This window comes from Natrinema sp. 74, assembly GCF_046097095.1.
GTDB lineage: Archaea > Halobacteriota > Halobacteria > Halobacteriales > Natrialbaceae > Natrinema.
This window is the reverse complement of sequence record NZ_CP175698.1, coordinates 3520729-3540437: the sequence shown is the minus strand read 5'-3', so window position 1 is coordinate 3540437 and position 19709 is coordinate 3520729. Positions and strand designations below refer to the sequence as shown.

17 protein-coding genes are annotated in these 19709 nt (G+C 64.5%); 10 read left to right on the top strand and 7 right to left on the bottom strand.

Annotation, left to right across the window (positions count from 1 at the left end):
- Nucleotides 1-67: 67 nt before the first annotated feature.
- From dnaJ to ACJ70B_RS17600, 4 genes are all read right to left on the bottom strand, one after another.
- Entirely contained in the window at nucleotides 68-1246 is a 1179-nt protein-coding gene (dnaJ, locus tag ACJ70B_RS17615; protein ID WP_408958291.1) for a molecular chaperone DnaJ, read from the bottom strand.
- Nucleotides 1247-1587: 341 nt separating this feature from the next.
- A complete protein-coding gene (gene dnaK / locus ACJ70B_RS17610; protein ID WP_408958290.1) occupies nucleotides 1588-3537 on the bottom strand; it encodes a molecular chaperone DnaK in 1950 nt (649 codons plus the stop codon).
- A gap of 186 nt (nucleotides 3538-3723) precedes the next feature.
- Nucleotides 3724-4857, bottom strand: coding sequence for a nucleotide exchange factor GrpE (gene grpE / locus ACJ70B_RS17605; protein WP_408958289.1), 1134 nt, complete (start codon nucleotides 4855-4857; stop codon nucleotides 3724-3726).
- A gap of 167 nt (nucleotides 4858-5024) precedes the next feature.
- The gene (locus ACJ70B_RS17600; protein ID WP_408958288.1) at nucleotides 5025-5810 is read right to left on the bottom strand and encodes a hypothetical protein; all 786 of its coding nucleotides are present in this window, start codon (nucleotides 5808-5810) and stop codon (nucleotides 5025-5027) included.
- 140 nt (nucleotides 5811-5950) lie between these two features.
- Between ACJ70B_RS17600 and ACJ70B_RS17595 the strand changes: the two genes are divergently transcribed.
- The 3 genes from ACJ70B_RS17595 to ACJ70B_RS17585 all read left to right on the top strand — a co-directional run bounded on the left by ACJ70B_RS17595 (nucleotide 5951) and on the right by ACJ70B_RS17585 (nucleotide 9662).
- Complete coding sequence (locus ACJ70B_RS17595) at nucleotides 5951-6343, top strand: ArsR/SmtB family transcription factor (RefSeq protein ID WP_408958287.1); 393 nt, start codon at nucleotides 5951-5953, stop codon at nucleotides 6341-6343.
- A 78-nt stretch (nucleotides 6344-6421) separates the two neighbouring features.
- Nucleotides 6422-7867, top strand: a complete 1446-nt coding sequence (locus ACJ70B_RS17590) for a DEAD/DEAH box helicase (RefSeq protein ID WP_408958286.1) — start codon at nucleotides 6422-6424, stop codon at nucleotides 7865-7867.
- A 214-nt stretch (nucleotides 7868-8081) separates the two neighbouring features.
- Nucleotides 8082-9662 carry a trypsin-like peptidase domain-containing protein gene (locus tag ACJ70B_RS17585; RefSeq protein ID WP_408958285.1) on the top strand — a complete coding sequence of 527 codons (1581 nt, stop codon included), beginning with the start codon at nucleotides 8082-8084 and terminating at the stop codon, nucleotides 9660-9662.
- Between the two features lie 93 nt (nucleotides 9663-9755).
- Here ACJ70B_RS17585 and ACJ70B_RS17580 read toward each other — a convergent pair whose 3' ends face one another.
- On the bottom strand, nucleotides 9756-10331 hold the full coding sequence (locus ACJ70B_RS17580) for a hypothetical protein (protein ID WP_408958284.1): 576 nt from the start codon (nucleotides 10329-10331) through the stop codon (nucleotides 9756-9758).
- A gap of 142 nt (nucleotides 10332-10473) precedes the next feature.
- Between ACJ70B_RS17580 and ACJ70B_RS17575 the strand changes: the two genes are divergently transcribed.
- The 4 genes from ACJ70B_RS17575 to ACJ70B_RS17560 all read left to right on the top strand — a co-directional run bounded on the left by ACJ70B_RS17575 (nucleotide 10474) and on the right by ACJ70B_RS17560 (nucleotide 14276).
- The gene (locus tag ACJ70B_RS17575) at nucleotides 10474-12063 is read left to right on the top strand and encodes a DUF790 family protein (protein WP_408958283.1); all 1590 of its coding nucleotides are present in this window, start codon (nucleotides 10474-10476) and stop codon (nucleotides 12061-12063) included.
- A 446-nt stretch (nucleotides 12064-12509) separates the two neighbouring features.
- Complete coding sequence (locus tag ACJ70B_RS17570) at nucleotides 12510-12962, top strand: response regulator (RefSeq protein ID WP_408958282.1); 453 nt, start codon at nucleotides 12510-12512, stop codon at nucleotides 12960-12962.
- Nucleotides 12963-13181: 219 nt separating this feature from the next.
- Nucleotides 13182-13859 (top strand): DUF4396 domain-containing protein, encoded by a 678-nt coding sequence (locus tag ACJ70B_RS17565; RefSeq protein WP_408958281.1) that lies wholly within the window; start codon nucleotides 13182-13184, stop codon nucleotides 13857-13859.
- 69 nt (nucleotides 13860-13928) lie between these two features.
- Nucleotides 13929-14276: a four-helix bundle copper-binding protein gene (locus tag ACJ70B_RS17560; RefSeq protein ID WP_408958280.1), complete on the top strand. Its 348-nt coding sequence runs from the start codon at nucleotides 13929-13931 to the stop codon at nucleotides 14274-14276.
- A 54-nt stretch (nucleotides 14277-14330) separates the two neighbouring features.
- Here the strand turns inward: ACJ70B_RS17560 and ACJ70B_RS17555 are convergent, their stop codons facing one another.
- A complete protein-coding gene (locus ACJ70B_RS17555) occupies nucleotides 14331-14879 on the bottom strand; it encodes a hypothetical protein (RefSeq protein ID WP_408958279.1) in 549 nt (182 codons plus the stop codon).
- Complete coding sequence (locus tag ACJ70B_RS17550; RefSeq protein ID WP_408958278.1) at nucleotides 14876-15787, bottom strand: NOL1/NOP2/sun family putative RNA methylase; 912 nt, start codon at nucleotides 15785-15787, stop codon at nucleotides 14876-14878. Before ACJ70B_RS17550 ends, ACJ70B_RS17555 begins: the two co-directional genes overlap by 4 nt.
- 175 nt (nucleotides 15788-15962) lie before the next feature.
- Between ACJ70B_RS17550 and ACJ70B_RS17545 the strand changes: the two genes are divergently transcribed.
- The 3 genes from ACJ70B_RS17545 (at nucleotide 15963) to ACJ70B_RS17535 (ending at nucleotide 19614) form a co-directional block, all read left to right on the top strand.
- Nucleotides 15963-16706, top strand: a complete 744-nt coding sequence (locus tag ACJ70B_RS17545) for a proteasome assembly chaperone family protein (RefSeq protein WP_408958277.1) — start codon at nucleotides 15963-15965, stop codon at nucleotides 16704-16706.
- A gap of 515 nt (nucleotides 16707-17221) precedes the next feature.
- On the top strand, nucleotides 17222-18646 hold the full coding sequence (locus tag ACJ70B_RS17540) for an amidase (RefSeq protein ID WP_408958276.1): 1425 nt from the start codon (nucleotides 17222-17224) through the stop codon (nucleotides 18644-18646).
- Nucleotides 18647-18771: 125 nt separating this feature from the next.
- Nucleotides 18772-19614: an aldo/keto reductase gene (locus ACJ70B_RS17535; protein ID WP_408958275.1), complete on the top strand. Its 843-nt coding sequence runs from the start codon at nucleotides 18772-18774 to the stop codon at nucleotides 19612-19614.
- Nucleotides 19615-19709 lie beyond the last annotated feature (95 nt).

The following is a 19709-nucleotide window of genomic DNA, read 5'->3' as shown; positions in this document are numbered from 1 at the left end:
ACAGGGTGCGACCCATATTTACCGGTGCGATAACAATTGCGTCCATTAGGGCGGACAGTCCCGCTCGCTAGAACGCCCGTTTGATCTTCTCGAAGAACCCGTCTTTCACCTCGATCTCGTCGCCGCCGGCCTCGGCGAACGCCTCGAGTGCCTCGCGTTGTTCCTCGTTGAGACTCTCGGGGGTGACGACCTGCACCTGCACGTAGAGGTCGCCGTGGCCGCGCCCGCGCAGTCGGGGCATCCCCTTCCCCTCGAGACGGAAGGTCTCGCCGCTCTGGGTTCCGTCGGGGATTTCGAACTCGGCGGCCCCGTCGAGGGTCGGGACTTCGACGGTGTCGCCGAAGGTCGCCTGCGGGAACGAGACCGGGAGTCGATAGTGGAGGTCGTCGCCCTCGCGCTCGAACTCGTCGTGCTCGCTGACGGTTACGTCGATCAGCAGGTCACCGTGCGGGCCGCCTTCCGGGCTGGGCGCGCCCTCTCCTTCCATTCGCAGCGTCTGGCCATCCTGGATACCGGCCGGGACTTCGACGGTCAGCGTCGCCTCCTCGCGGACGTAGCCCTCGCCGCGACACTCGTCGCAGGTCTCGGAGTAGAGCGTCCCCTCACCCTCACAGCGGGGACAGGTCGTCGTCTGCTGGACCCGCCCCAGCGGCGTCTGCTGGACCTGCGTCACCTGCCCGCGGCCCTGACACTGGGGACACGTTTCTGCGTCCGCCTCCGGTGGGTGGCCCGCACCCTCACAGACGTCACACTCCTCGGGGCGCTGGACGGTGAACTGCTTTTCGGCCCCCTCGTAGGCCTCCGCTAAGTCGATCTCGAGTTCGGTTCGCATATCCCGGCCCTTCCGGGGCCGGCGGCGACCGCGACCCCCGCCACCGCCGAAGACCTGTTCGAAGAGGTCGCCGAGTCCGCCACCGCCGCCCATGCCGCCACCGCCCATTCCGCCGCCCATGCCGCCGAACGGACCGCCGCCCATGCCGCCGGCACCGCCCGCGTCACCGGCGTCGAAGCCGTGCTTTTCGGCCTGCTCGTAGCGGTCGTGACCCATCTGGTCGTAGGCCTGCCGCTTCTCCTCGTCGGTCAGGACCTGTTTTGCCTTCTGGATCTTCTTGAACTTCTCCTCGGCGTCGGGGTCGTCGCTGACGTCCGGATGGTACTCCGTGGCCTTCGTCCGATACGCCTGTTTGATCTCCTCGGTAGACGCGTCGGAGCTCACGCCGAGAACGTCGTAGAAGTCCTCGCTCATTCGTTGTGTCCCCGATAGTCGGTTGAGCCACTTGAAACGACCGTTCCACCCCAACCTTTTACTCTGCAGTCTGTCGCAGGCGCGACATCGGCGCGCCTGCGACGTCCTTCGGTAAAAGGTTGATCAAAAGCACTCCTCCCTCCGTTTCGGCTCGCGTAGCGAGCCTTCACATCGGTCGTCGGCCCGCTCGCTCACTCCGTTCACTCGCGGTGAGTACGCTTTTCCCTCCGCATTTCGAAATACCGCGTTCGTCTTCCGATCGCAGAAGACAACATCGACCGGTTACTCGTCTTTGTCGATAGCGAAAATCGAATCTCCGTCCGTGAATTGACGAAGACCCGTTACTCGTCGTCTTCGTCCTCGTCGAAGTCGACGTCCTCGAAGTCGGCGTCGACGTACTCCTCGTCCTCGCCGCCGGCAGCGCCCGCGCCGGCGTCGGGGCCGGGGTTCGGACCGCCGCCCATGCCGCCCATACCGGCACCGCCGGCACCCGCTGCGCCGCCGGCCGCACCGCCAGCGGCACCGCCGGCCGCACCGGCACCGGCCTCCTGTTGATAGACCTGCTTGCCGATCTCCTGCAGTTCCTCGCTCAGGGTCTCGGTCGCGGCCTCGATGTCCTCCGCGTCCGCATCGTCGTCGTCGATCGTCTCCTCGAGCTCATCGATCGCGCCCTCGATGTCGGCCCGGAGGTCGTCGTCGACCTGCTCGTCGTTCTCCTCGAGCAGGGTCTCGGCGCGCTGGATCGTGGCCTCGGCGGTATTACGAGCCTCGATGCGCTGGCGCTTTTGCTGGTCTTCTTCGGCGTGTTTCTCGGCCTCGCGCTGCATCTTCTCGATCTCCGAATCGGAGAGGCCGGCACCGCCCTCGATGGTGATCTCTTCGGTGGTGCCGCTGCCTTTGTCCTCGGCGGAGACGTTGACGATGCCGTTCTCGTCGATCGAGAAGGTGACTTCGATCTGTGGGGTTCCCGCGGGGGCCGGCGGAATGCCGGTCAGGTGGAACTCGCCGAGCAGTTCGTTTTCCTCGGCCAGTTCGCGCTCGCCCTGGAAGACCCGGACCTGCACCGTGGTCTGGTTATCCGCCGCGGTGGTGAAGATCTTCGACTCCTCGGTCGGGATCGTCGTGTTCTTCTCGATGAGTCGCTCGAAGAGGCCGCCCTTGACCTCGATACCGAGCGAGAGCGGCGTCACGTCGAGCAGGACGATGTCGTCGACCTCGCCGCCGAGAACGCCGCCCTGAATCGCCGCGCCCAGCGCGACGGCCTCGTCGGGGTTGACGTTCTTCTGGGGCTCCTTCCCGGTCAGCTCCTCGACCTTCTCTGCGACCTGTGGCATCCGGGTCGAGCCGCCAACGAGGAGGACCTCGTCGATGTCGTCCTCGTCGTAGCCCGCGTCCTCGAGGGCCTGCTCGGTCGGATCGACGGTGCGGTCGATGAGGTCCTGGGTCAGCGATTCGAACTTCGCGCGGGTCAGCGATTCCTCGAGGTGGATCGGGCCGTCGTCGGTCGCGGTAATGAACGGGAGGTTGATCTCCGTTTCCTTGCGCGAGGAGAGCTCGATCTTGGCCTCTTCGGCGGCGTCTTTGAGCCGCTGGAGGGCCTGGCGGTCCTCGCGGAGGTCGATGCCGTGTTCGTCCTCGAACTCGTCGGCGAGCCAGTCGATAATGGCCTCGTCCCAGTCGTCGCCGCCGAGGTCGTTGTCACCGTTGGTCGCGACGACCTCGTAGACGCCGCCGCCCAGATCGAGAATGGAAACGTCGAACGTGCCGCCACCGAGGTCGTAGACGAGCACGGTCTGGTCGGAATCGTCGTCGAGACCGTAGGCCATCGACGCGGCGGTCGGCTCGTTGATAATGCGCTCGACCTCGAAGCCGGCGATCTCGCCGGCGTCTTTGGTCGCCTGGCGCTGTCGGTCGGAGAAGTACGCGGGGACCGTAATAACGGCTTTTTCGATCTCGTCGCCGAGGTAGTCCTCGGCGTCGCGTTTGATCTTCTGGAGGGTCATCGCCGAGATCTGTTCGGGCGTATACTCCTCGTCCTCGATCTCGACCGTATAGTCCTCCTCGCCGATGTGGCGCTTGATCGAGGAGATCGTCTTTTCGGGGTTCTGGATCGCTTGATTCTTCGCGGGTTTACCGACGAGCCGTTCGTCGTCGTCGGTAAACGCGACGACGGAGGGCGTCGTCCGTTCGCCTTCCGCGTTGACGATGATCTCCGGATCGCCACCTTCCATCACCGCGAACGCGCTGTTCGTCGTTCCGAGGTCAATTCCGAGAATCTTGTTGCTCGCCATCGTGGACGGGTATTGTGCGCACTTTGTTTTAAAGGTTACTGGCTCGAGGACAATCCGGATAAAACGCCGTTCGGGCGGTGTACGCCCGCGTTCACGGCAGTTGTGTGCGAGTAAAAACGGGTCTGCATCAGCTCACGTCGATGGACTCTCGACGGAAAAGTTCGGGCGATCAGTGGCTCCAGTTCCTCACTCGTCGGCCTCGTCAGCCGGGGCGTCGTCGCCGGCGACCTCACCGCCGAGTTCGATCGCCTCACCGTCGTCTCCGTCGCCATCTTCGTCGCCGTCTTCGGCTGCTGTCTCAGCCGTTTCGTCCCCTCCCGACGGCTCATCACCGGCGGTGGCATCCGCGGAGTCGCCCTCGTCTGCGCTCTCCGCGTCTCCCGTCTCCTCCTCCTCGTCGGCCTCGAGTTCGCCGTTCGAGACGGTCACCTGCGCGTTCTGGATGACCTTGTCACCCATTTCGTAGCCGGGCGTGTAGACGTCGGCGACCGTCCCTTCAGGCTGTGCGCTGTCGACCTGCATCATGACCTCGTGGCGCTGGGGATCGGTCTCGGTGCCCGGCTCGGGATCGACCTCGGAGACGTTCTCGTCCTCGAGGATGCGGTCGAACTCCCGGAGCGTCATCTCGACGCCGTCTCGTAAGCTCTCGGCGTCGCCGTTTTCCTCTTCGAGCGCGCGTTTGAGGTTGTCGCGGACGCCGATGAGCCGTTCGACTAAGTCCTCTGTCGCGCGGTCTTTGATCTGCTGCTGGCGCTTTTTCGCCCGCTTCTTGTAGTTCTGGAAGTCGGCCTGTTTGCGCTTGAGCCGACTTTTGAGGTCCTCGATCTCCTCGTCGCGTTCGGCCAGCGCCTGCTCGTACTCCTCGCGTTCGTCCTGTAGTTCGCCGATGGTCTCGGCCTGTGACTCGACGCGTTCCTCGAGATCCTCGAGTTCCTCGCGCTGGTCGGTGACGGTCCCGTTGAGGTCGCGGGCCTCCTCGACGATCGAGCTGACCTGCCGCGCGAGTTCGTCGTCGTATTCGGTCACCTGGTCGAGCAACTGTTGGATATCGTCGCTCGTTTCCGGCGCCGCATCAGTTGCGTCGCCCGTCTCGGTACCGGACGCCGCCTCAGCGGTCGTGTCGGACTCCCCCTCGGTCTCGTCCGGGCTCGAGTCGGCGGTTTCAGTCGGCTCCGAGTCAGCGGCTGACGGCTCGGCGTCTGCGGCCGAGTCTCCGTCGTGTCGCTGGTCGGGCTCGACGTCGACCGTCTCGCCGTCGTCGGATTCCTCCTCGGACGGGACACCCTGGGCGGACGCGTTCGTGCCCTCGTCTTCGCTCATGTGCCAGTCAACGAACAGCGGTAATAAAAGGGTTGAGGTACGGCGGGTCGGCCGGACGGACGAGCGGTCGGTGATACGATGGACCCGAGAGAATTGGTCGAGCGGTATCGCAGCCATTGAACGTCACTGCTCACCTGATCGCTGGGAGGACCAGTGTGTGATTCGTTTCAGCGGCTACTATAGCCGTCCGAACCGGCCGAATAGGTGTCGCCGGGAACGAAAACGGGGAGATCTGTATCGCGGGCCTCGCGCTCGAGGCCGTCGAACCAGTTGCGGACCTTTCCGTGGAGGTCACGCTTCGAGCGAAAGCGATCGTAGCGGACGTCGTAGCCCTTCGGCAGTTCGTCGATCGTTGCGCTGCTGAAGTCGTCGTCCAGGTAGAGGCCGATTCGCTGGCCGGGCTTGTGAGTGAGCGCGGGGTTTCCGCGACGGAGGTGGAACTCGCCGAGAATTCCGCCGGTTTCAGCGCCGACGCCGGTCGTGAGGCCCCCTCGCGTAAACAGGAAGAGGACGGCGTCGCTGTGGGCAGCGAACGCGACCGATTGGGCGAGCGGATCCATTCCTGTTGTGAAATCACCGCCGTTGCGACGGGGCTTGGTCCCGGGAGCCGCCTGTTCGTGCGTCGGGATATCGATATCAGTCGCAATGAATGCCCGGCAGTCGTGTTCGGCACGGAGTTCAGCACAGAAATCCCGAAGGGCTCGTTCCATGTCGCCCGTCCCATCGTCGGTGACGTGGCTGTCCGGGTCGAAAAGCGGATCCGCCTGAAACGGCGTGCGAAGTTCGTCGGCGTCGTCGTACGCTCGTTCGGCGTTAAACGCGGTGTACGGCCCCATCACGTAAACCGTGAAATCGTTGTGAGCGTCGAACTTCGGCGGCTCGGGCGCCTGTTCTGAGAGAATATCCGCGATAGGACGGCCGTCGTACCGAAACCTCGTCTCACCGTCAAACATTATCTCACGCATTCGACTCGAGCAGCAAAGAAATGTCCATCGGTCACGAACGACTCACGAATATCGTCAGCCAAAAACAAAGAAAAATATCTCTGTAATCGCCATCCTGATGTAGGTGCGCGTCCTACGGCCAGTCACCGATGGCCGCTGAAAGCCCGCACGCGCCGCCCGCTCCCGACGACGGAGAACTCGAACAGTACGTCGATCAGCGGCTCTTCGACGACAGTATGGGGACGCTCGCCGACCACGCCGCCCGCAAAGCTGCACTCGGCGACGAACGCCGATACGCGATCTTGTTCCTGCTCTGGGAACGAGACGAACTCGCCCGCGCGGACCTCGCCGCCGCGATCGACGACGAGAGCTTCGATCTCAGCCACCACCTCGGAACGCTCGTCGACGTCGGACTCGTCGCTCGAACCGGGGCACCCGAAGACGCCGACGGCCGACAGACGTTCTACGAAATCACCCATCTCGGCCGGCAGGAGATCGAGTCGGACTATCGCAACGTCACCGGCTCCGAGCCGACGGAGTAGCCGATCCCGACACGGACACCGTCTCTCCGGTCGGCGAGCATCCCACCGTATATGTATGGCCACCCCTGACAGCTAGCTGTGACACAGACGCCGGCAGACGAATCGACGGCGATCAAACTCCGGTACGAAGACGGAACGGTTCGTCTCGACGGCCTCGAACGATCCCCCGTCTCCCCGTCGTCGCTCCGGCAGCGGCTTTCCGACTTCGAGCCTGACCGGCGAACCGACGGTTGGCGCACTCCCGCCTATCGGTACGCCGAGTTGCGCGCGGCGCTGTCGGAAACGGACGCCGCGGTCGACGACCGCGTCCTCGATCTCGCCTCCTCGTCGTCCCTCGAGTCGGCGTACGACCTTCGCGACTATCAGGAAACGGCGCTCGAGGCGTGGCTCGAGACCGATCGCCGGGCCGACGGCGACGGCTCAGTGCTCGAATCGGTCGGCCGAGCGCCCGCCGGCGTCCTCGAACTCCCGACCGGCAGCGGCAAGACCGTCATCGCGCTGAAAGCGATCGAGCGGCTCGCGGTCCCGACGCTCGTCGTCGTCCCGACCATCGATCTGCTTGAGCAGTGGCAACGCGAACTTGAGCGCGAGTTCGGTGAGCCGATCGGTCGCTTCGGCGGCGGCGAGCAGCGCCTCGAGCCGATCACCGTCTCGACGTACGATTCGGCGTATCTGAAAGCCGATTCGGTCGGCGACCGGTTCGGCTGCGTCGTCTTCGACGAGGTTCACCACCTCGGCGGCGAGGGCTACCGCGAGATCGCGCGCCTCCTGGCCGCCCCGGCGCGGCTGGGGCTCACCGCGACCTTCGAGCGCCCCGACGGCGCACACGAGGTCATCGAGGAGATCGTCGGACCGCTGGTCCACCGCGTCGACGTGGACGAACTCGCGGGCGACCACCTCGCAAACTACGACGTGAAGCGCCTCGAGGTCTCGCTCACCCCCGAGGAACGCGAGGAATACGAACGAAACCAGGAGGTGTTCACGACCTACCTCGCGCGCTCGAACATCGATATGCAAAGCGGCTCGGACTACCAGGAACTGGTCAAGCGTTCGGGCTCCGATCCCGAAGCGCGCGAGGCGCTGCTCGCACGCCAGCGCGCACGCGAACTCATGCTCGGCAGCGAGACCAAACTCGAGGCCCTCGCCGAGGTGCTGGACGACCACCGCGACGAGCGGCTCATCGCCTTCACGGCCCACAACGACCTCGCGTACGACGTCAGCGAGCGGTTTCTGATCCCGACGATCACCCACCAGACCGGAGCCACAGAGCGCCGGGAGATCTTAGAGCGGTTCCGCGAGGGGACCTACACGCGGATCGCGACCTCGAACGTGCTCGACGAAGGCGTCGACGTGCCCGACGCCTCCGTCGCCGTCGTCCTCTCGGGCAGCGGTAGCGAACGGGAGTTCACGCAGCGCCTCGGCCGAATTTTACGGCCGAAGTCCGACGGCAGTCGCGCGATCCTCTACGAGATCGTCGCGGCGGAGACGAGCGAAGAGGGAATCGCGGATCGTCGTCGAGACTGACGACTGACCGAACCACGTGCCGGTTGCCGCTTTGCGTCCGGTCGGTCACGTCTACGCGGTTCGAGTTGCCGAACGCGAATCGTGCGATCGGCTCGCTGGCATGTAGCGGGCGTCCGCATCGAACTACGACCGGCTCGAGGCATTCGAAGGTCGGACGATAACCGTGAAGCGGCCGAAGGTAACTTATCCCTTACTTCGAAAGTGGCCGTATCTTATGTATACGGAGGACGGGCCGATCGCCCGGCGTCGGCTATTGCGAGCCGCGTCGGCTGTCGGAACGGCTGCCATCGCAGGCTGTAGCGGATCATCAGATACCGAGTCTGATCCGGAGACCGGGAACGAAACGACCAACGGTGAGTCGGCGTCCGACGCAGTGCCGGACCTACCGAACGTTGAGAGCCGGATCATTCAGCGCGACGAGGCCGCGATAACGAACGTTCGCCACGTCGTCGACGGGACGGTCACGTGGCCGTCGGTCCGATGGATCGACGTTGTCGACCCGGCCCTCCTCGGCGTCTGGGAAACGACGAACAGACGGGTCCACTTCTCGTACGATCGACGGTTCGTTCTGGAGAACTCGGGGACGACCTACCGCGGCGGCTACGCGACGCGGGATAACATGCTCTTTCTCGAGTACGACTCGGGGTCCTCAGCGAGGATGCAGTACGCGATCCAGAGCGGGAGATCACCGCCGGCTCTGGAGTTTTACGAGGGCGGAGAGCGCCAAATCACCTATCAACAGACGAAAGCAGAATCCGATCAGCGCGGCCCCGTTGCGGTGGCCGATAGCATGATCGCGGTTTCCAAACAGAACGGTACGACGAAACGCGAATCCGTCAAGAGCGGGGCGGTGGGCTCCGGCTTTATCGTCTCGCCTGATGGCATCGTTGTGACGAACGCACACGTCGTCGGAACGCATCAAAACCCCAAAGAAACGGTTTTCGAACGATTCGCAGTGAGCCAGAGCGAAGCGATCAAGCAAGAACTGGCCGCGAGTGAGAACCTGTCCGCAGATCAGCGGGAGAAAGCGAGACAGAAACTCTATGAAGAGATCATGGAGTACTATCGAGAGAACGGCAGTCTGGGCACCGTCTCCGAATCGGTGTCTGTCCTGAACGGACGGGCGACGACCGACGACGATCTCAAGGTCGAAAGCTGGTCCGCAGACGTCGCGACCGAGGGGACCGTCTACAAGGAGGTCAGTGGCGAGCCGTCTATGGGTCGTGACATCGCGATTCTGGATATCGACGGCGAAAACCTCCCGACGGTGACGCTCGGAAGCGCAAACGATCTCAACACCGGTGAGGAACTCTACGTCGTCGGATATCCCGACATCGGCATCGACGAATTCTTCGCCGATAAGAGCACCACTCTCGAGCCGACGATGACGACCGGGATCGTCAGCGCACGACGGACGCTCAACACCGGCGTCAACTCGATTCAGACCGACGCGGCGATCAACGGCGGCAACAGCGGCGGTCCGATGTACAACAGTGACGGCGAAGTCGTCGGCGTCGCGACGTTCAGCCCGACCGACGTACAGATCCAAGACATTCAGTTCGGGCTTCCAATCGAGATCGCCAAGGGGTTCCTATCCGAACGCGGTATCAAAAACGAGACCGGCGAGATGCAGGCCGCCTACGAGGCCGGCCTCGAAGCCTACTGGCGAGGCGACTGCGAGACGGCCACAGCGAAGATGGAGACCGTCTTGAACCTCTATCCCGACCATCCGCAGGCACAGGGGTATATCACGGACTGCGAGAACGGCGAGGCACCGGGACAAGACTCGTCGTGACGGAACGCCGACTTGTCGGTCGCCAAGCAGACGAGCGTGTACACAGCCGACCCTCGAGGAGGTGAGAGTCTCCGGCAGCGGTTTCCCCACCAATCACGAGTACGTACGGGGGTTCCACTCGCCGCCGAGTTCCGACCGCTCGGCGGTGTCGAACGAGCCGCGCTTGAAAATCGTCACGCGGCCGGTCTCCTCGCTCAGCGTCACCGTCGCGATCACGTTCGCTCGTTGGGAGGTGTCTAACGCGCTCATGTGTCGCGACCCCATCCAATCTTCGTACTCGGTGCGTCCGCTGTCTTCGTCCTCGAGGTCGCCGAAAACGAGATCACGAAACCGAACCATCTGCTCCTGAACGACGCCGTCGACGCTGACGACGATCGCGCCGTCTCGCGTCATCGCAACGTCCTGGGCCGTCCGAAAGAAGGTCTCGAGATCGAGACAGACCGCCCGACAGCGGTCCGTCGGCCACTTATTGTGGCCCATCGGATCCGCGAAGTCCGCGACCGTCGGCCCGGTGACGACGGCGACGTACATCCCGGGCCCCTTGACGTACCGGTCGTCCCACCGGTCGAAATCGAGGCTGATCCCCTCGAGGGTGTACCGGATGCAGTCGATCAGTTCCCGAACGCCGTCGTGGGTTTCGTACGCGATTCGGAGCTCCGAATCGTCCATAAAGTCGTTCGGGGCTGGTCGGCCGTAACCGCGTTGCCTGAACGACGGGATTCCGACGCGGCCGCGTTCGATCGACCCGTCACATCCGAGCCTCCACCGCCGTCCGGGCTACTTTTGCCGACGGCGCGCCGACTCGAGATAGATGCTGACGAAGGACCTGTTGCGCGTCTCGCGGGCCGGCGGGGGGTACCACCCGCAGTTCGCCGCCCGCGAACACCGCCCGCTCGCGGCCCGCGTCATCGGCACGTATCAGGGCCACGTCGGCGAACCGCGCGCAACTCTCGAGGCGGCGCTGACCGACCTCGAGCGCGACGCGGACGATTTCAAGCTTGCGCGCGGGCTCGCGGCCCTGCTCGAGCGAGAAGCGACCGTCGAGACGGACGCCGAACTCGAGCCCGAGCGGGCTCGAAAGGCCGTATTCGAGGCCGCCGAGGCGGTCGGCGTCGTCTCCGAGGATGAGCGGGCGATGGCGCTCGTTCGCGCGGCCGAGTCACTGGGTGTCCCGGTGGACGACCTCGAGACCGCGCTCTACGCCGATCTCGAGGAACGGCAGGTCCTGACGGCGGTCGAGCCGCGCTGGGACCCCGACGGACTCATCGCGCAGTACAACCTCTCGCTGGCGCAAACGGCGCTGTTCGACGCCACCGAGGTGCGCGTTCGATCGAGCGATCCGAAAGCGCTGATCTCGGCGATCAAGCGCCTGCAGCTAATGTACGAGATCCGGCGACTCGAGGACGGTTCTGCGGCCGGAAACGATCGCATCCCGGAGCGCGACGTCGTCGTCACCGGGCCGACGCGTCTCTTTCGCGCCAGCCGACGATACGGCACCCGCTTCGCGCGGCTCCTGCGGACGGTCGCGAGCGCCGACGAGTGGCGGCTCGAGGCGACGATCGACGATCGGGGCACCGAACGGACGCTCGAACTGTCCGACGGGGATCCGATCCGGGTGCCCGACGCCGAGCCGGTTGCGGACGTGTCGTTCGACAGCGGCGTCGAGGCCGACTTCGCCGGTCGATTCTCGCGGCTGGACCTCGACTGGGACCTCGTGCGCGAACCGGAGCCGCTCGCGACGGGGACGCGGGTGATGATCCCGGACTTCGCCTTCGAGTACGCACACGGCGTTCCCGATATCGACGGTGCCGACGCGGGAGCAGGGAGCGCGACGCGCGACCGTGACTTCCGGGTCTACTTCGAAATCATGGGCTTTTGGACGCCCGAGTACGTCGAGAAGAAGCTCTCTCAACTGGCCGATCTCGAGGACGTGGATATGCTGGTCGCCGTCGACGAATCACTGGGTGTCGGCGAGGAGATCACCGCCCGCGACCACCGGGCGATTCCCTACTCGAAGTCGGTCCGAGTCAAAGACGTCGCGGACGTCCTCCGGGAGTACGAGCGCCAACTGGTCGCCGAGAGCGCGGCTCGGATCCCCGACGCGTTGCGACCGGACGAAAACGCGATCGCGCTCGACGCGCTGGCCGAGCGCTACGGCGTGAGCGCGGACGCGCTCGCGGACAAATCCTTCCCCGAGCACGAACGCGTCGGCCGGACGCTAATCCGACCCGCCATCCTCGAGTCGCTGGCCGCCGCGATCGAACCCGGGATGGACCTCGCCGACGCTGACGCCGCGTTCGACGAGTACGGCATCGCCGACTCGAGTGCGGTCCTCTCCCGACTGGGCTACCGGGTCGACTGGGACGGGCTCGCCGGCGGAACGATCGCAAAACGGGACTAACCGGGCGTCTCCCGCCGGCGGGGTGGTGACTCGGCGATCGATTTTGGCTCGGCCTCGAGCCCCGGTTCCGGTGATCGTGTAGCAGGCCCAACTCCCACGTCTTCAGTCGTGGGATACGCACCGCAAAGTGATTGTATTAGTGCCACTGTTGGTGGTTTGAAAGGATACCTGGCAGTTGACCCGGTGTCTGCCTCATCGAACAGTGAGCCGTCCGTTCCGGCTGTCGTAAACCGCCCAGACAACTTGAAGCCTACGACGGGTACGAGTATCGGCCTCGTGACAGGGCCAGTGGGTGACAACACGCAACCCGCTGATTCTCCCCCATCTGGACTGCGGGAGTGACAGACGAACCTCGGGAAGCCCACGGCGTGCGTCGTAGGAGGATGTCACCCAACGTGCTTTGCAACCGGCCTTATTGGCCCGACGTCCCACTGATAAAACGTATCGTGTCCCAACAGTCTGCTCGCGATTCGGTCGACGTTCTACTCGTCGAAGACAACCCCGGCGACGTTCGCCTGATACGAGAAGCGTTCGAATCAGTGGAATTCACAGTGACGTTTCATACGATGACCGACGGCGACACTGCCCTCGAGTTTCTGCAGAATCAGGTCGCCGCCGATTCGGGGCCGGATCTCGACCTGATGTTGCTCGATCTGAACCTCCCACGAACGAGCGGGTTCGACGTACTCGAGGCGATCAAGGACGATCCGAAACTGGCATCGCTGCCCGTCCTCGTCCTCACGAGTTCGGAGGCGACGGAGGACATCGTCAAGAGTTACGATCTCTGTGCGAACGCGTACCTCACGAAGCCGACCGACCCCGACGAGTTCGCCGACATCGGCCGTGCCGTCGAAGCGTTCTGGATCGACGAGGTAACGCTGCCACCTGTGCCGTCGTAATGGAGAGCCACTGAACGTCACTGTACAGCTGATCGCTGAACGGCATTGCGAGCAGTGTACAAATCGTTTCAGCGGCACCTCTGTCGGTCGTCTTCGCTTCCGGTTGTCGCCTCCGTTCTAAGCGGACACACTTGGCGGTCGGTCCCCCACCTGCACTGCTTGCGAAAGCCGAATCACGCAAGCCGAATCGCCGTCCCGCTCGAGTGCCTGGTGACGAACATGGCGCTCCAGCAGACGCTACAGAACCTCCTGACGAACCCCACGTATCTCGTAGCGTGGGGAGTCATCGTCGCCGTTTCGGTAGCCGTTCTCGCGTGGGACCTTCGGACGAACAACTCGGAGCTCAAGAGCCTGATGATGTTCGTCTGGGGCTTTACCGTGTTGTACTCCGGGCCGATCGGTCTCGCCGGCTACTGGTGGTCGGGGCGGACGCAGATCGACCACGACTCGTTCTGGCGGAAAGGGTTCCGGTCGGTCAGCCACTGCTACTCGGGCTGTGGCACCGGGGAAGTCCTCGGCGTCTCTATCGCGGTCGGGTTACTGGCGTTCAAGACGACCGGCACCGTCGTCCTCACGTTCGCGCTGGCGTATCTGTTCGGCTACGCGCTGACGGTCGGGCCGCTGATGCAGGAAGGCGTCGGCCTGCGCGAGGCGATCTGGGACGCGTTTTACTCGGAGACGGCGAGTATCACCGTAATGGAAATCGTCGCCATCAGCGTCGACATCTGGCTTGCCGGCGAGGCCGGGATGGGAGAGGTGCTGTTCTGGACCGGTCTCGTCTTCTCGCTCACGATGGGGCTGATCGCGGCGTATCCGGTCAACCTCCTACTCATCTACGCCGGCGTCAAGGAAGGGATGATGAATCCCGCGAAGATGGGCTCCGAGATGGGGGCCTAACGCCAATCTGATCGAGGGTGAAATCGAAGGCACAACACCCTTTCTCGTAGCTACTGTGGCGTTCGTGCGATGGCACTAGCCGAACTCGAACTGACTGACACCGAGCGAGAGTGTATCGACAACTGCTTCGAAGCCGTGCAGGCCTGCGAATGGTGTGCCGATCAGTGTCTCGACGAGGACATGGACATGTCCCGGTGTATCCGCCTCTGTCGGGACGTGGCCGACCTCGCCAGCGACCACGCTCGCTTCATGGCACGCAACTCCAACTACAGCGACGAACTCACCGAAGCGACCGCCGGCGCCGCAGAGGAGTGCGCCGAGGAGTGTCAGCGCCACGACCACGACCACTGTCAGGTCTGTGCCGACGTCGTCGAAGAGTGCGCCGAATCGTGTCGCGAGATGATGCAGGCGTCCTGACGCGTCGGTTGCCGGTGATCCGCGGCCGGGATCGATACCGACCTCGTCGCGTCGTTACGCCTCGAGGTCGCGCTGTCGGCCCTTTGGCACCATCGAGCGCAGTTCGCCATGGACGTAGAGGCCGATACCGAGGGGTTCGCGTTCTCCTGCAACGCTGTGAGCCGCGACGAGATACCCCCAGTCGCCGTCCCACCGCTCGAGTTCCTGATCTTCGCCCGCGGCGAACCGGCGGGCCTCCTCGCGCTCGAGGTCGATCACGCACTCGGTGGCAGCCCGGCCGAAACGCTGGGCGAAGTCGGTCGTGGGCTTCCAGTGTTCCTGTCTGGTACGGAGACAGGTCATTCCGATCGCTTCGATCTCGATCGGCGTCGGGGCATCGCCCGCGTAAATCCAGATTTTGCCCGCGCCCTTCTCCCAGAAGGTGTAGTCGTCGAACGTTTCCGGCGGAATGGCGAACCGATCCGCGAAGTAGTCGACGACCGCTTCGCGCGTGGCCCGGCCTTCGACGGTCCGCTCGGCCGCGGTCGCGGGCAGTCGATCGAACCGCTGGCCGTCGTTCGTCTCCGGCTCGGAGCCGCCGTCCCCGTCGCGTCCGCCGCTCATTCGGCGGTCACCTCCAGTTTCGCGACGAAGAAGCCGCCGGTGTCGTTCTGGTGCGGGTAGATTCGGGCGGCCCGTTCGAGACTCGAGTCGAACTCTTCGCCGTCCCACGCGGTCAGTCCAGGGGCGTGCTCGAGCCCCAGATCGAAATCGACGACGCGACAGTCCTCCTCGTCCAGTGCGTGCTGGACGACGGCCTCGTTCTCCTCGGGCGCGAAGGTACACGTCGAGTAGACGACCGTGCCGCCCTCGCGGGTGGCCTGGATCGCTCGCCGGATGATTCCCTTCTGAATGCCCGCGACCGAGGAGATGTGGCCCTCGGACCAGTTGTCCAGCGCATCGGGATTCTTCCGGATCGTCCCCTCGCACGAACAGGGCGCATCGACGAGGGTGCGGTCGAATTCGTCGAAGTCGAACCGCCCGAGCGAGTAGTTGCGCGCGTCCGCGTTGGTCACGGCGAGACTGGTCGCGCCGAGGCGCTCGGCGTTAAATCGGAGCGCCGAGATGCGCCCGAGGTTGTTGTCGTTCGCGACGACCGTCCCGCGGTCGTCCATCAGCGCCGCGAGCTGGGTCGCCTTCCCGCCGGGAGCCGCACAGCAGTCCCAGACCCGCTCGTCGGGCTCGGGATCGAGGACGACCGGCGGCACCGCGGAGACCTCCTCCTGGCCGTGGGTGAAGCCGTGGAAGGAGGTCCACGTCGACCCCGGCGAGTCGGTCTCGAGGTCGAGTACGCGGGGGTTCCAGTCGGCCTGCTCGTAGCCGACACCCTCCCGCTCGAGGGCCTCGAGCGTCCGTTCGACCGAGGCCTTGATCGTGTTCACGCGGACGGCGTTGCCAAGCGGCCGCTCGCAGGCCGCGAGAAAGGCGTCGAAGTCGCCGATGATCGATCGATACCGCTCGAGTGGCTCCATTGACCGCGGATTCGGGCGGCCGGTGTTTGTGGGTTTCGAAGCGGTCGGCACGGGATCCTCATCGCAAATCGGTCTACAGGTCTCGAATTCGTAAAATCGCGATTTAGATAACCGAGTATGACTCGTGTTATCACCTGCCCTCGAGCTTATGCGTCCCACGCTCCTCTCTCGAAGCATGGCAGAAGTTCGCCTGCAGGGGCCGGACGTCGACCTCGAGAACCCGATGCTCGTCGAGGGATTCCCGGGGGTGGGCCTCGTCGGGAAGATCGCGACCGACCACCTCGTCGACGAACTCGAGATGCGCTACTACGCCAGCGTCCACTGCGAGGGACTGGCCAAGGTAGGAGTCTACCGCGGCGGCGACCGGACGGCGCGGCCGCCGGTCCGCCTCTACGTCAGCGAGGAACATGGCCTGCTCGCACTCCAGAGCGACGTGCCGATCGCGTCTGCGGCGGTCGAGCGCGTCGCCGACTGTCTGACCGGCTGGATCGTCTCTCAGGGAGCCACGCCGATCTATCTCAGCGGCCTCCCCGCCGAGCGCGACGACGACCGACCCACCCTCTACGGCGTCGCGACCGGCGACGGCGGCGACCGACTCGAGGCCGGCGAGATTTCGATCCCGCCGGAGGACGGCATCATCACCGGTCCGACCGGTGCGCTCATCAATGCCGCCGCCCGCGAGGACCACGACTCGCTCGCGCTCGTCGTCCAATGTGACCCGCAGTTCCCCGACCCCGAGGCCGCGAGCGTCCTGCTCGAGGACGGGATTGGGCCGCTCGCCGACCTCGAGGTGGACGTGGGTGACCTGATCGATCACGCCGAGGAAATCCGCACGAAACGGGAGCAACTGGCCCAGCAGATGCAGGCGATCGATCGGGACGAGAGTTCGCAGGCTCAGCCGCTCCGAATGTACCAGTAGTCGGTAATACGCTTTCTTTAGAGCGTGCTGCGAAGTTCGCGCTCGGTATAGGTGACAAACATGAAATAGAAACGGTCAAAATCCAATTAGCATGAATACTATAATATAGGATATTAATCCAAAGAGGGCGACGGCCCCATCCAGACGAGGATTATGAGCCCCGCCTGCTTTCCGGTTATCCTGTCTCCTTCGAGGAGTTTACTAAATTGGGCAAGGGCATCGTCAAGCGCCATAGGTGGTCTACATTAGTAATCTGTAAAAGGGTGACTCGATTCTTGAACTAGAGACGATTGTTCAGTGCGCACGTATAATTACCAAGCTCGCTAATTCGGTTTCACACCTACTGTTGCATAACGAAGCCGTGCTCTTCTCTGCTGGAAGCGGGTTCCGCTTCGATCTATCGCCGAACGCTCGATGTCGCGCTCGAACGTCGACCGACGACGAGCTACGATTCACGCCACGTCATCCCGAAAGTCAAGCTAACGTATATCACGACATCGGGTGGTCCTAGCGGTATGTCACGCGAAACGGACCTCACGCGACTCTCCGCAGCGACGCTCGCCGACCGAATCCGAGCCGGGGACACGACGGCCACCGAAGCCGTCGAGGCCCACCTCGAGCGGATCGACGAGCGCGACAACGAGATCAACGCCTACGTTACGGTCTGTGAAGACCACGCGCTCGAGGCCGCGGCCGAGGCCGACAGAAAACTGGAAGACGGCGACGACGTGGGGCCACTCCACGGCGTCCCGCTGGCGCTGAAGGACCTCGGCGCAGAGAAGGAGGGGATCCGCCACACGTACGGCTCGGCGCTGTTGTCGGATCACGTCGCCGATCGGACGGCGGCGATCGTCGAGCGACTCGAGGATGCCGGCGCGATCGTGATCGGGAAGACGAACACGCCGGCGCTGGGCCACAAGGGGACGACCGACAACGAAGTGATCGGTGCGACGGCGTCGCCGATCGACACCGACCTGAACGCGGGCGGCTCCTCCGGCGGCTCGGCGGCGGCCATCGGTGCCCGTATGACACCCATCGCGACGGGCAGCGACGCAGGCGGCTCGCTTCGCATTCCGGCCGCGGCCTGCGGCGTCTACGGCTTCAAGCCGACGTTCGGGCTGGTCCCCGACGACGGCCGGCCGAGCGCGTTCGGCCGGGAACTCCAGCACACGACGAAGGGGCCGATGACCCGCACCGTCGAAGACGCCGCGCTCATGCTGTCGGTGATGGACGGTCCGCATCCCGCCGATCCGAACAGCGTTCCGATCGAGATCGATTACCGCGGCGCGCTCGAGCGACCGATCGACGACTACCGGATCGCGTACAGTCCCGATCTCGACGCTTTTCCGGTCGCCGAGGAGGTGCAAGCGGTCGTCGATGAGGCGGTCGACGCGCTCGACGCAGCCGGCGCGACGGTCGAGGAGATTTCGGTCGACCACGGCTACTCGATGGCCGACCTGAGCGAGGCCGCGATGCCGGCGTACACGACTTCCGTCCTCGAGAGCGCGACGGTCGTCGAGGAGGCCCACGAGGTCGATTTCCGTGAGCGATCCGACGAGGCCTCCGACAGCCTGCTCGCGATGCTCCACGTCGCCGACGAGCACGGCCCCGCGGACGTCGCTCGCTCCGGAATCGTCAGGACGGGCGTCTACGACGCCGTCCAGAACGTGTTGACCGACTACGATCTGCTCGTGACGCCGACGCTCTCGCGTGCCGACGTGGGACTCCACGCCGACCTCGGGGCCGAGGCCTGGGAGTGGCCGATGACCTGGCCGTTCAACTGGACCGGCCATCCCGTCGCCTCCGCCCCCGCGGGGCTGACCGATCGCGGCCACCCCGTCGGCCTCCAGCTCGTCGGTCGCCGATTCGACGATGACGACGTCCTCGCGGCGAGCGCGGCCCTCGAGCGCGAACGACCCTGGGACCACCTGTACGAGTGACGGCCATCCCCGTTGAGTGGCGTTACCAGCCACCACGAAACGTCTATTCCGGGATTTCGGTGTCGTAACCCGAACCCCTGACCGGTACCCAAACCCATTTTCACGCTCTCCCCCTCCGGTCGCACATGGCAACTGAAGACGCTGATGCGATCGCTCCAGGGACGTGTCCGACCGCCGGCGGCATGCCGATGCTCGGACTCGGCACCTGGCAGAACGACGACGCTGAACAGTGCGCCGAGAGCGTCCGAACGGCCCTCGAGACGGGCTACCGCCACATCGACACCGCGCAGGCTTACGGCAACGAGGAGGCCGTCGGCGAGGGCATCGCGGCGGCGGACGTCGACCGCGAGGATATCTTCCTCGCGACCAAGCTCTGGATTTCGAATCTCTCCCACGACGATGTCCTCGAGACGGCCCGTGCCAGCCTCGACCGCCTCGGCGTCGAGTACCTCGATCTGCTGTACGTCCACTGGCCGTCCGGCGAGTACGACCCCGAAGAGACGCTATCGGCCCTCTCTGAACTGTACAACGAGGGGCTGATCGAGAACGTCGGGGTCAGCAACTTCCTCCCCGAGGACCTCGAGGTCGCCGTCGACGTCTGCGACGCGCCGATCTTCGCGAATCAGGTCGAACTCCACCCGATGCTTCCCCAGGAGGAGATCCGCGAAACCTGCGACACCTACGATATCGAGGTCGTCGGCTACTCGCCGCTGGCCCGCGGGCAGGTGTTCAACCAGCCCGAGATTCAGGAGATCGCGGAGAAACACGACGTCACCGAGGCGCAGGTCAGCCTCGCCTGGGCACGCGAAACGGGCGTCACGACGATCCCGAAGGCGACCGGCGCGGAACACATCCGCGACAACTGGGAGTCGCTGACCGTCGAACTCGACCGGGAGGACATCAACGCGATCGACGCGATCGACGAAACGAACCGCGAAGTCGACCCCGACTTCGCCCCCTGGAACTGATACTTCGCCGTCGCTCGGCGATCGAGACGCTCGTTTTTCGATTGGCTACCTACCTGTCGGTTGCGAAGAAAAAGCAGGAAAGTTTACGGTACACC